We start from the raw sequence: 11,616 nt of genomic DNA on the forward strand, positions 1-11,616 counted from the left end.
ATCACTCCCTGCGCGGATTCGGCGTGATCGCCAGCAGTACTGGGCCTTTCACGCCGGTGGAGCAGCCGGTCTGCGCGCAACCGCCGCAGCCGGTGGACGGGCAGCCCGATCCGATCTGCTCCACCGACAGTCGCCCCTTGCGGACCCAGTAGTCGACCATGGCCTGGGCCTCGTCGCGGGAGACGCCGACGCGCCGCGCCACCTGGTCGAGGCTGAATTCCCCACGGGATTCGGTGATTTCGGCCAGCACGCGGCGCAGCGGGCTCGGCGTGGGTGTGGTCGGGGCGCTCACCAGAAGAGCCGCCCGATCTGGAAGACCGCGACCGCCAGCACCCACGCCACCGACAGCTGTAGCGCCACGCTCATGAGCGTCATGCGCAGCCCGATGGTGTTGCGCAGCACCGCGAGTGTGGTCATGCACGGCGTATAGGCGAGCAGGAACATCATGAAGGCCAGCACGGCGGGGATGGTGTGCCCGCCCGAGGAGTGCCGGAAGGTGTCGCGCAGCTGGTCCGACAGGGGCGCGTCGGCCGGTCCGTCACCGGGGTCGGCCATGCTGTAGGACTGCGAAATCGTGGCGACCACAGCCTCTTTCGCGACAAATCCGCTCACCAGCGCCGCTCCGGCATGCCAGTCGTCGAATCCGGCGGGCGCGAAAGCAGGGGAGACCGCCGAGGACACCGCGCCCAGTGCGCTGTGTTCGGGCTGCACCTCACCGAAGCTGCCGCCGCCCACCGGAATCGAGGCCAGCAGCCAGATACCGGTGACGGTGGCGACGATGATGCCGCTGGCCGTGGTCAGAAACCCGCGCATCTTCTGCCAGGTGTGCACACCCAGCACCTGCAGGCTGGGACGTCGGTAGGGCGGCAGGTCGAGCACCAGCGGCTCGTCGGCCATGTCGCGGAACATGATGTTGCGCAACAGGTATCCGATGCCGACCACGAGCAGGATGGAGGCCAGGTACATGGCGAAGACCACCGTCCCGGCCTGGCTGCCGAAGAAGATCCCGGCCAGCAGCACGTAGACCACCAGGCGCGCATTGCAACTGGTGAACGGGATCAGCAGCGCGGTGAGCAGCCGATGCCGGGGATTGGACAGCACCCGGGTGCCCGCGATGGCGGGCACGTTGCAGCCGAAGCCGACGATCAGCGGCAGCACCGCCCGGCCCGGCAGGCCGATGCTGCGCATGAGCCGGTCGGCGACGAAGGCGGCGCGGGCCATGTAGCCCGAATCCTCCAGCAGTGCCAGCAAGACGAACATGATCAGCATGAGCGGCACGAAGCTCAGCACCTGGCCGACGCCGTTGATGAAGCCGTCCCGCACCAGGCCGATCAGCGGCTGCGGCGCGTGCAGAGTTTTCAGGAAATCCGCCGCGCCGTCGGCCACCGGGCCGGTGAAGAAGCCGCCCAGCGTGTCCTGCAGTGGCTTGGCGACCGTGGTGGTCAGCTCGAACACCAGCCACATGACGGCCAGGAAGATGGGAACGCCCAGCCAGCGGTGGGTGACGATGCGGTCCACTCGATCGCTGCGCGTGGTGCGCATTTCGGCGTCGGTGACGACGGCCGCGCGCACATCGTGGGCCCAGGCGTAGCGGCGTTCGGCGATCAGAATCTCGCCGTCGTCTTCAGAATCCATGGGCTGGTCGGAGGATTCGGCCAACGTCGTGCGGGCGATCGTGGTCAATTCCGCCGGGACGCCCGGCGGGGTATCACCGGCCAGCAGCGCGAGTGCCAGCCAGCGCGCCGGATAATGGTCGGGCAGTTGGGGTTCCAGCGCCGCGATAGCGGTTTCCACATCCGCGCCGAGGTGCGGTGCGATCGGCTTGCTCCGGTCGCTCAATGCGGTGTCGACGGCTTCGGCCAGGGCGGGCATCCCGGTGCCGCCGCGCGCCACCAGCGGAACCACCGGCACCCCGAGCACTTTGGCGAGCCGGTCGGCGTCGACGGGTGCGCCGCGTCCCGCCGCCACATCGGTCATGGTCATGGCCACGACCGTGGGCACCCCGGTCTCCAGAATCTGTGACAGCAGGTACAGGCTGCGCGCCAGATTCGCGGCGTCCACCACGGCGACGACCAGGTCCGGCCGGTCCGGTCCGGAGTCGGTGAGCAGGGCGTCGCGGGTCACGGCCTCGTCGGGTGCGGCGGGCAGCAGGCTGTGGGCGCCGGGCAGGTCCAGCAGGCGAATCATGCTGTCGGGCGCGGTTTTCCAGGGTCCCTCGGTCACCTCGACCGTGGTGCCGGGCCAGTTGCCGACCCGCTGGCGGGCCCCAGTGGCGGCATTGAACAGCGTCGACTTGCCGACATTCGGATTGCCGACTAGCACCACCGTGGCCGCTCCGGTGAGGGTCGCGGTGGCCCCGGAAGACTTGACGGAGGATTCGGAATTGGAAGGGCCGCAGCAGGATTCACTCATGCGCGGATTCCCGTGCCACATCGATCGCCCGCGCGGTGGCCCGGTCCACCGCGATGCGGGCCTCGCCGACGCGCAGGATGCGCCCACCACACACGCCGATCGCGGACACACTCACGGGCGCGCCCGGGATCAATCCCATCTCGAGCAGTCGCCGTCGCTGTCGACCCAGGAGTCGAAGCTCTCCGATCCGGAAAGTCTCTCCAGGTTTGCTGTCGATCAGCGAGCTCAAGGCGAACCTCTTTCAACCGGTCGTGGTGAATCCCGAACGATCCCTGGGAGCTGGAGCGTCTGTGCGTTAGGGGAACCTAATGACCAATTTTAAGAGGCTACTGAGAATTAGCTATACCGCGCTAATCACGTCCTGTTCGGGACATTCGTCCCTTTACTCGTCCTTATCGCCCGCTCCGTTCGCGGCCGCCACCACCCGGCCGGAATCGATGGCGGCCAACAGGGATTCGTGATCGGCGACTGTCTGATCGGCGTACGCCAGCGCGAATTCGCCCATGGCCTTGTCGAAGACGTCGTTGCCGCCCAGATACGCCGCGATCGCGACGCGATCACCGGACCGCGCGTGCCCGCGGGCGAGCGTATGCCCGCACAGGCCCGCGTACTGACGCAGCTGTGCCGCCGACATGTCGTCGATGACCAAGGAGCCCTTCATGTCTCGCAGCTGCCGCCAGTAGTAGAAGAGCCCGTCCGGCCCGGTCGCCCAGCCCAGGAAGATGTCACCGGCCGACTGGGTGAGCCGCTGCCCGTGCACCACCCGATGCCCCTGATGCCGGAACTGACTGGAGCGCAAGTGCGTCGACAGCACCGAATCCTCGGCCTGCTTCACCTGCAGGAACAGTGGATCGCCGGTATTGCGTCCGGTCAGCAGGGCGATGAAGCACCGCGTCCCGACACTGCCCACACCCACGACCTTCATTGCGATATCCCGCAATTCGTACCGGTCCAGCAGCACCCGGCGCTCCTCGGGCAAGGTCGCCCGATAGTCCGACAGCACCGAATTCAATTCCACGTGCAGTTCTTTCGGCACCGGCATGACCAGCGGCGGATCCGCCTTGATGCGGGGCGCGCCATCCGGCCCGGGCTCGGTCAGCTTGTCGAGCGCCTGCATGCTGGTGCGCGACCGCGCCTTGCTGATCACCTTCTCGGTCTGCTTGCGATCCTTGGGCTTCAGCAGATCGGACACCTGCTCGGCATCGACCTTCTCGTACCAGACGTCGGTCTCCCCGAGCGCCGCCAGCCGCCCCATCGCCTCCCGATAAGCCTGCGCGGCCGCCACCGCCGCCCCACCCGCTTCGTCATCCCCGAACCCATTGGCGCGGGCCGCCACCGCCACACTCGCCGCCAGCCGCTTCACATCCCACTCGAACGGCCCCGGCAACGTCTCATCGAAGTCGTTCACATCGAAGACCAACGCCCGCTCCGGCGAAGCGAACAGTCCGAAGTTCGACAGATGCGCATCCCCGCAGAGCTGCACCATCAACCCGGTGTTGTCGCCACTCGCGAGATCCCCCGCCATGATCGCCGGGGCTCCCCGATAGAACGGAAACTCTCCCGCCGCCATCCGCGCATACCGAATCTTCACCAGTTCCGGCACCCGAGTCGTAGCCTGCCGCTCCAGCACCGACACCGGATCCACCCGATCCGCCGCCGCCTTCCACTCACCCAATGACGACCGCGGCACCCGCTTCCGCGCCGCCCGCCCCACCTCGGCCGCCGAAGTATCGGCGGCACCCCCTGCTGCTGACCCCGCCTCGGATGTCGACATGCGAGAACTCTAGTTCCCCGCCGAGATCAGGGAGTTCTCAGCGCGGAATTCTGTCCGTTTTCCCGCGCTGAGTACTCCCGAGGTTGGTGGTTACCCGTACCAGCAGACCTTGTGGAGGGCGTGCGCGGCGAACCAGTCGTGGTAGGTGAGGGCTCCCAGCGTCGATGCGGAGATCAGGACGCCGAGGGTGGTGGTGGCGAGCAGTCCGAGTCGGCTGCCGGCCTGACCTCGTGATCGCCACAGCTGCACGCAGCCGAGCATGGTCGAGGCCACGATCATCGACACGACCAGCTCCACCAGCCACCACGGCCCCGCGATCGGATCGCGCCCGTGCTGATCTCGCGGCCCCGCACATGAACCGGCCACGACCGTCACCACGGCGACCCCCACGGTCAGCCATCCGCCGACCCGCGCACGGACCGCACCCATCGGTCCCGCATCGATGTGGGACCGCGGCCACAGGGCCACCGTCAGTGCGACGATCCCGCACGCGACACCCAGCGTGTAGAACGCGGCCGCCGTCCCTGGCACCGATCTCGCACCGTCGCAACGCATTCCGGAGTACACGGCGTGCTCGGTAGCGGCGGCGACGGCCGTCGCGGCAAATCCCAGTGCCAGCGCCGCCGCCGGTGCCAGGTCCAGCAGGGCAGGTCTCGCCCAGCTCCCGTTTCTACTGGGCGGCAAAGGATTACGCATCTGAGCAAACGTTACCAGGGCACTACGCCGGAGTCGTCGAAGAAGCTGCCGGTGGGGCCGTTGTCGGGCAGGGTCGCGAGTTTGATGGCGATGGCCGCGCCCTCTTCGGGGGTGCGGGTGCCTCGGAAGTTGTTGAGGTCGGTGGCGACGAAGCCAGGGCAGGCGGCGTTGATCAGGATGTTGGTGTCGCGGAGTTCCTTGGCGTACTGGATGGTGACGGCGTTGAGGAAGGACTTCGATGGTGAGTATGCGGCCGAGAGGGGGCCGATCACCGCGGCTAGGTCGGATTGCAAGGTCAGGGACCCGACGGTGCTCGACATGTTTACGATGCGGGGGGAGGGGGAGCGGCGCAGCAGGGGGAGCATTGCGTTGGTGACGCGGATGACGCCGATCACGTTGGTTTCCACGGCAATTCGGACCGTGGCGGGGTCTACCTCGGTGGGGGCCTGCGGCATGCCACCGGTGACTCCGGCATTGTTGACCAGGACGTCGAGGCGGCCCGCGCGGTCCTCGATCAGGCGGGCGGCGGCAGTGACACTGGCATCGTCGGTGACGTCGAGCGGGACCCCGAACGCGTCGGCGCCGGCGGCGCGCAGCTTCGCCACGGCCTCCTCGCGCAGCACCTCGTTGCGGGCGCCGACGCCGACCGTCCAGCCCAGTGCGCCCAGACCGGCCGCGATTTCGAACCCGATACCTTTGTTCGCGCCGGTCACCAGCGCGATCGTGTTTTCGCTCATGGGACCAATCCTGTTCCCCGGCACCGGGGGAGCTCCAACACCGATCGGGTGGGCAGCGATACCGCACGGGTATCGATCCTGAGTAGAGTGGCGATGTGGAGACGCGGGAGCTTCGGTATTTCGTCGCGGTCGCCGAGGAATTGCATTTCGGCCGGGCCGCGCAGCGACTCGGGATCGCGCAACCCCCGCTGTCGCGTGCCATCGGCCAACTCGAACGACGGCTCGGGACAACGCTTTTCGAGCGCAACAGTCGCGGGGTGACGCTCACCGTCCCCGGCGCGGTGCTGCTCGAGCAGGGCCTGGCCGCACTGGACGCGGTCGAGGCCGCCGAGCGTCGCACCCGCCGCGCCGCCGACGCCGCGACCGGTCGGCCCGGCCTGGTCCTCGCCACCAAGGCCGGTGCTTCCATCGAGCTGCTGGCGAAACTGCTCGACGCCTACGCCGCCGAACCCGACGCGGTCACCATCGACGTCCAGCTCTGCGGACCGGGCCAACAGGAACCGATGCTGCGCGACGGGCGTGCCGACGTGGCGCTGCTGCACCGCCCGTTCGACTCGACGGCGGGGTTCGACACCGAGGACCTCCACTCCGAGCGGCAGGTCGTGGTCCTGCCCGCCGGTCACCCCCTCGCCACCCGTGACCACGTGCACCTCGCCGACATCACCGGGCTGCCGGGCCTCCCGATGCCCCGCTGGCCCGGCCCCGACGGCAGCTACCGCGACGGCCCCGGCCCGCAGGTCCGTGACCACACCCAGCTCCTCCAGATGATCGCCCTCGGCCGCGCCTGCGCCGTCATGCCCGAATCGAGCCGGACCCACCTGCGGGACGAACACGCCACGGTCGAAGTGCTCGATGCCCCGACGGTCACCACGGTCATCGCCTGGCCGCCCCACAGCCGATCCCAGGCCGTCGCCGCGCTCGTCCGCACCGCGACCCGCCTCTAGGACTGCCCCGATCAGGATTGCCCCGACTCAGAACGGGACGTGATCCTCGCCGGCGTAGGCCGGGCTACCGAAGGTGAACCCCCATCCGGGAGTCGCCAGCAGCGAGGCGGATTCGCCGGGCTGAACAACCGCGACTTGGTTTGTCACAGTGCAGGAGTCGTCACCGTAGACGTAGAGGGTCTCGTTGGTGTCATTGGTGACAGCCACCGCGTAATTGCCGACATAGGTCAGGCAATAGCGCGAATAGAAACTGTTGTCGGTGAGAACTTTCGGAATCGGAGTCGGATCGTTCGGACTGGCAATCACGGTCACCAACTGCCCGGTGATCCCGTCGTATGCCGAGGCAGCGGGCATGAACCCCACTCCTACCCCGGCGACGATCGCGGCCACTGCCAATGATCTTCGAAACACGTTGCGCTCCTATCTGATTGAACAATCAATCATCCGAGTGAAGCACCACTCCGAGATCACCCGCCATCCGTCACGACCACGCGTCATACTTTCGCCACATCGGTGGCGGATCCGATGACCGATAAAGCCGCGCACCACCCTTTTAGGATTGTGCGATGAGCGCGACGCCGTCTCGGACGACCACCGCGGCTGATCGCCGGGTCGCCCCCGGTCACCGCCGGATCCTGGTGCGGATCGGTGCGGTGCTCTGGGTGGCCGTCCTCGAGTTCTTCCTGGTGCTGCCAGTCGTCAGCAGCCGTTGGAGTACGCCATACGACCCGATGCGAAACATGATCAGCGACCTGGGCGCCACGACCTGCCGATACGCCGATTCTCGGGCCGTCTGGGTCTGTTCGCCGTGGCATCGGCCGGCGAACGGCTCCTGGCTGGTGGCAGGCACTTGCCTCGCGTTGGGCGCGCTGTTGCTCATGAACGCATTCGTGGAATCACGTTCGGCCCGTGTCGGTTTGGGTCTGTACATCGTGTCCGGCTTGGGCCTGATCACGGTGGGAGCCAACCCCGAGGACCTGAGACCCGTCATGCACGGTCTGGGCGCGGCATTCGCCATTGTCGGTGGTGAAGTGGCCATGATCGTCCTCGGCGCGGCCCTGCTACGCGAACGTCGCCACCGCGGCCTCGGCCTGCTGGGCGTAGCAGGAGGATGCGTAGCCGTCATCGGCTTGATACTGATGATCTGCCACGTCGGCGGACCCGCACTGGGCGGCCTGTGGGAGCGCATCGCCGCCTTCCCGACCTTGATCTACGCCGTGTGCTGCGGACTGCGCTGGCTGGCCGTGCCCCCGCGGGCGGGTCACGCGGACTGACCCCGTACTTCTTGGGCGTGGCGGAATCGCCCGGAATCCGGGCAAGATCAAAAGCGGCAACGACGGCTCGCTCGTTGCGACCCTGAGGACACTGTCGAAGGAGATCGTGATGGCGGAAGCTTTTGTGCTCGGTGGTGTTCGGACCCCCTTCGCCCGCTACGGCGGTTCGCTCTCGCACATTCGGACCGATGATCTGCTGGGGATGACCATGAAGGGCGCGTGTGAACGCGTCGGCGTGGGGCTCGACCAGATCGAGGACATCGTCGCGGGCTGCGTCAATCCCGCGCACGAAGGGATGGGTGATGTCGCGCGCTGGGCGGCGCTGGCGGCGGGATTCCCCGACACGGTGGCCGGGGCGACGATCAACCGGTTCTGCGGCTCGTCGCTGAGTGCGACCGTCAATGTCGCGCACGCGATCAAGGCGGGGGATCTGGGCGTCGGGATCGCCTGTGGCGTCGAGTCGATGTCGCGCTCGGGTTGGGCGTACATGAAGGGCGATTCCCCGTTCGGGCCGCGCGGTCCGGTGATCCTGCTCGACACCATGTGGGCGGGTGCGGGCGGTCCCGCCAATCCGACGCTGCTGGCGCGCAATGCCTATATCGGCATGATCGAGACGGCGCAGAACGTCGCGAACCGTTACGGGCTGACCCGCGAGGAGATCGACGCGTTCGCGCTGCGGACCCAGCGAAATGCCAAGGCGGCCAGGGATTCCGGGCGACTCGCCAAGGAGATCATGCCGGTCGAGATCCCCGGCACCCGCAAGACCCCCGCCCGCCTGTTCGAGCACGACGAGTTCATCCGCGACGACACCACCGCCGAAAAGCTGGCGGCCCTGCCCCCGCAGCCCGGCACCACGCAGATGACGGCCGCCAACTCGACCCCCCTGACCGACGGAGCCAGTGCCCTGGTGCTGGCCTCGGGCGAACGAGCCGCCGAACTCGGCGTGGAACCGCTGGCCCGCGTCGTCTCCTCCGCGGTATACGGAATCGATCCGCTCTACATGGGTCTCGCTCCGGCATGGGCGCTGCCCCTGGCCATCCGGCGCGCGGGCCTGACACCCCAGCAGATCGACGTGTGGGAAGTCCACGAGGCCTTCAGCGCCCAAGCCCTGGGCGTGCTGCGCGAACTCCCCAACCAGCTCGACGGTTTCGTCATCCCCGACGAGAAGCTGACCCCGAACGGCGGCGCGGTGGCGATCGGACACCCCTTCGGAGCCACCGGCGCCCGCTACGTCCTGACCCTGGCCACCGAACTACGCGAACGCAATGCGCGCTACGGCGCGATCGGAGTCTGCATCGGATCCGGCCAAGGCGTCGCCATCGTCCTCGAAAACCCTTCCGCCGCCTGAAATCCGCCGTGCCGGCGTTGGCAGAGCCGGTGGCACTGCCAACGCTCGGGGTGTTGTCGTCTTCTGATCAGACCTGGTCCGTGACATGGCAGCCGCCGTTTTCCGCGCTGCCGGATTTGACGGCGTCGGCGGCGGAGCTGGAGCCGAGGGCGCTGCCCGTGTTGGGGGTGGTGTTGCCGGTGATGGCTAGCCAGGCGTCAGCGCTGCCGAGAGCGCTGCCGGTGAACATATCGCCGATGATCAAACTCGGCACCGTGACGGGGGGCGTGTAATCGGTCGACTTCTGACTGGTGATCGTGCCGCTCGCGTCCTTCTGCATCGCGACGATGTGGAGCGGCGTCAGGTGGCAGTCGAGGATGAGCTGCATGCTGGAGCTGTTGTTGAACACCTTCGGCGTGAACGGACTGCCGCCGAGTGTCGTGCCGTTGAGAGTGACCCACACCGGCGTGGCATCCGTGAAATGCATCTCGATATCCGCCGCGGTACATGCGGTTCCTCGATAACCGATACAGTCCGCGGTGAGGTCGATGATATCGGCGGAGGCGGGTGCCGCCCCGATTGCGAGCCCGGCGACAGTGGTCGCAGCCGCGATCCCGAATGCATTGCGGCCCAGTATTTTCAGTCTCATCACGGCTCGTTCTCCTAGCTCGCCCGGGGCAAGATCGCCGGGCAGCAGGAACTCTAGCTACCGAACCGAGAATCCGAAACGGAATCACTTCATAACTCTTCTGGTCTTGACATCCCCACGGCAAACGTAGCCGGCTGACAGATAAGCGTGGATTATCGGTCGCTCCGAACAGCGCCCTTGATCCATCCGTCCCGAAGATGGAATCGTCTGGCAAACAGGAATTTTCAGTATCCCGAGAGGAATCGATTGCGATGACCGAGTCGTTGCCCGCAACCGCCGTGGTCCGCGTCGGGCGGGTCACCTTCGACCCGAGCCTGTACGACGCGGTCGTCGAGGCCGACAAGAAGACCTCGGAGTACCTGATCCCGGCAATTCAGAGCCTGCCGGGTCTACTCCACTGGTTCGCGGGCGTCTCCCCGGACGGTTCGCTCTCCCAGATCAGCGTCTGGGACTCCGAAGCGCATGCGGCGCAGATGGACGAGCTGAAGGAGATGCGCGTCCGGGCGCGCGACGAATTCCGAGCAATAGGCGTGACTTTCACGGCCGAGACCGCAACCTACGCCCACTACCCGATCACCTGGACCATCTGACCCGAGCAGCCGCACGGTTCAACGACGGTCGAACTCGCCGCGTTTGACTCCGAGCGTGAAGGCGTCCCATTCGGTCGGGGTGTAGACGAGTACGTGGCCGTCGGGGGCTTGCGAGTGGCGGACCGCGATGTCGCCGTCGGGGAGGAAGGCGACTTCCACGCAGTCGGGCCCGTTTCCGCTGCGGGTGCTCTTACGGAAGCTGGCGCTGCGGACTCGGGGGTCGGTGCCGGATAGGTTGTGCATGGTTGCTATCTCCTTGGGCTGATATCTCTGGCCACGCGGCGGAGCAGGGCGCGGGTGCTGACTTCGTCCAATGCGGCCTGCTGGATGGAAGCTATTGCGGACGTGTGGGTTTCGACCTCGTCGGGGCCTTCGAGGCAGGCAGCGCCGACCAAGGAATCGAAGTAGACGACCGGGTGGTTCTCCGTGCCCGCCATGGGTTTCATATCGATGATCGTGAACGAGCCGGTGGCCGTGCCCAGCGGAAGCCCCGCAGTGAACGGCAGCACTCGGAGTGTGATGTTGGGGCGCTTGCTCATCTCCACGAGGTGCTCGAGTTGGTCCGCCATGACGGCGAGGCCGCCGACCTGGGTATGGATGGCCGATTCGTGCAGGATCGCATTCACGATGATCGGCTTGGTCTTTCGGGTGATGAACGATTGGCGTTCCAACTTGAGTTGGAGGCGGCGATTGAGGGTGGACTCGGGCTCGCCGGCGAAAAAGATCCGGTCGAGTGCGCGAGCGTACTCCGCGGTTTGAAGAACGCCAGGAACGATATTGTTGTGGTACATCGTCATTCGGCAGGCGCAGGCTTCCATATCGGCGTAGATCCGGAAACCGCTGTGGACCACGTCTCGATATTTGTACCACCAGGACTTCGATGCGGCCTGTTTGACGAGAGCGACCACGTTCGAGTGGGTGTCGTCGTCCATTTCGAGAATCTGCGCGAGTACGTCCACTTCGGGAAGGCTGATCCGGCCCGACTCGCCACGCTCGAGTCGGCCGACCTTGCTGGTACTCCAGCCTGGGCCCATGGCGTCCGCTACGTCGCTGAGGTCCAGATTCGCCTTCTGGCGAGCCTCGCGTAGCTGCATCCCGACCTGCTTGCGTGCCACAGACATTGGCTGCTGGCTTGCATTTGCCATGGCGTCCACCCCTCGAGCTCGCGAGTAATGGCAACGATCTCTGGCCATTGTGGCAATGATCCTGGGCC

Annotated in this window: 14 protein-coding genes; 4 read left to right on the top strand and 10 right to left on the bottom strand. The window is 66.7% G+C overall.

All coding sequences use genetic code 11. The features are described 5' to 3' along the window. Position 1: 1 nt before the first annotated feature. From ACFXHA_RS25575 to ACFXHA_RS25600, 6 genes are all read right to left on the bottom strand, one after another. Complete coding sequence (locus ACFXHA_RS25575) at positions 2–292, bottom strand: FeoC-like transcriptional regulator (protein ID WP_379360924.1); 291 nt, start codon at positions 290–292, stop codon at positions 2–4. After that, positions 289–2,412, bottom strand: a complete 2,124-nt coding sequence (gene feoB, locus ACFXHA_RS25580; RefSeq protein WP_379360926.1) for a ferrous iron transport protein B — start codon at positions 2,410–2,412, stop codon at positions 289–291. Before feoB ends, ACFXHA_RS25575 begins: the two co-directional genes overlap by 4 nt. Then, entirely contained in the window at positions 2,405–2,641 is a 237-nt protein-coding gene (locus ACFXHA_RS25585; protein ID WP_379360928.1) for a ferrous iron transport protein A, read from the bottom strand. The genes feoB and ACFXHA_RS25585 overlap by 8 nt, the downstream gene beginning before the upstream one ends. A gap of 153 nt (positions 2,642–2,794) precedes the next feature. Next, the gene (locus ACFXHA_RS25590) at positions 2,795–4,186 is read right to left on the bottom strand and encodes a DUF2252 domain-containing protein (RefSeq protein ID WP_379360930.1); all 1,392 of its coding nucleotides are present in this window, start codon (positions 4,184–4,186) and stop codon (positions 2,795–2,797) included. Positions 4,187–4,276: 90 nt separating this feature from the next. Further along, positions 4,277–4,882, bottom strand: a complete 606-nt coding sequence (locus ACFXHA_RS25595; RefSeq protein WP_379360932.1) for a hypothetical protein — start codon at positions 4,880–4,882, stop codon at positions 4,277–4,279. A gap of 11 nt (positions 4,883–4,893) precedes the next feature. After that, positions 4,894–5,619, bottom strand: coding sequence for an SDR family oxidoreductase (locus ACFXHA_RS25600; RefSeq protein ID WP_379360934.1), 726 nt, complete (start codon positions 5,617–5,619; stop codon positions 4,894–4,896). 95 nt (positions 5,620–5,714) lie between these two features. Here ACFXHA_RS25600 and ACFXHA_RS25605 point away from each other — a divergent pair, with 95 nt between their 5' ends. Further along, positions 5,715–6,563: a LysR family transcriptional regulator gene (locus ACFXHA_RS25605; protein ID WP_379360936.1), complete on the top strand. Its 849-nt coding sequence runs from the start codon at positions 5,715–5,717 to the stop codon at positions 6,561–6,563. Positions 6,564–6,590: 27 nt separating this feature from the next. Here the strand turns inward: ACFXHA_RS25605 and ACFXHA_RS25610 are convergent, their stop codons facing one another. Next, complete coding sequence (locus ACFXHA_RS25610; RefSeq protein ID WP_379360938.1) at positions 6,591–6,917, bottom strand: hypothetical protein; 327 nt, start codon at positions 6,915–6,917, stop codon at positions 6,591–6,593. A 212-nt stretch (positions 6,918–7,129) separates the two neighbouring features. Between ACFXHA_RS25610 and ACFXHA_RS25615 the strand changes: the two genes are divergently transcribed. Continuing rightward, positions 7,130–7,837, top strand: coding sequence for a DUF998 domain-containing protein (locus ACFXHA_RS25615; RefSeq protein ID WP_379360940.1), 708 nt, complete (start codon positions 7,130–7,132; stop codon positions 7,835–7,837). Between the two features lie 109 nt (positions 7,838–7,946). Further along, positions 7,947–9,185: a thiolase family protein gene (locus tag ACFXHA_RS25620; RefSeq protein WP_379360942.1), complete on the top strand. Its 1,239-nt coding sequence runs from the start codon at positions 7,947–7,949 to the stop codon at positions 9,183–9,185. A 67-nt stretch (positions 9,186–9,252) separates the two neighbouring features. Here the strand turns inward: ACFXHA_RS25620 and ACFXHA_RS25625 are convergent, their stop codons facing one another. Beyond that, positions 9,253–9,813 carry a hypothetical protein gene (locus tag ACFXHA_RS25625; RefSeq protein WP_379360944.1) on the bottom strand — a complete coding sequence of 187 codons (561 nt, stop codon included), beginning with the start codon at positions 9,811–9,813 and terminating at the stop codon, positions 9,253–9,255. Positions 9,814–10,064: 251 nt separating this feature from the next. On the opposite strand from ACFXHA_RS25625, the gene ACFXHA_RS25630 reads away from it, so the two are divergent. Beyond that, on the top strand, positions 10,065–10,403 hold the full coding sequence (locus tag ACFXHA_RS25630) for a hypothetical protein (protein WP_379360946.1): 339 nt from the start codon (positions 10,065–10,067) through the stop codon (positions 10,401–10,403). A gap of 18 nt (positions 10,404–10,421) precedes the next feature. Here the strand turns inward: ACFXHA_RS25630 and ACFXHA_RS25635 are convergent, their stop codons facing one another. Then, entirely contained in the window at positions 10,422–10,646 is a 225-nt protein-coding gene (locus ACFXHA_RS25635) for a DUF397 domain-containing protein (RefSeq protein ID WP_379360948.1), read from the bottom strand. Positions 10,647–10,651: 5 nt separating this feature from the next. Beyond that, positions 10,652–11,548, bottom strand: coding sequence for a helix-turn-helix domain-containing protein (locus ACFXHA_RS25640; RefSeq protein ID WP_379361604.1), 897 nt, complete (start codon positions 11,546–11,548; stop codon positions 10,652–10,654). Positions 11,549–11,616: the final 68 nt, after the last annotated feature.

Source organism: Nocardia sp. NPDC059240 (assembly GCF_042753865.1).
Lineage (GTDB): Bacteria > Actinomycetota > Actinomycetes > Mycobacteriales > Mycobacteriaceae > Nocardia.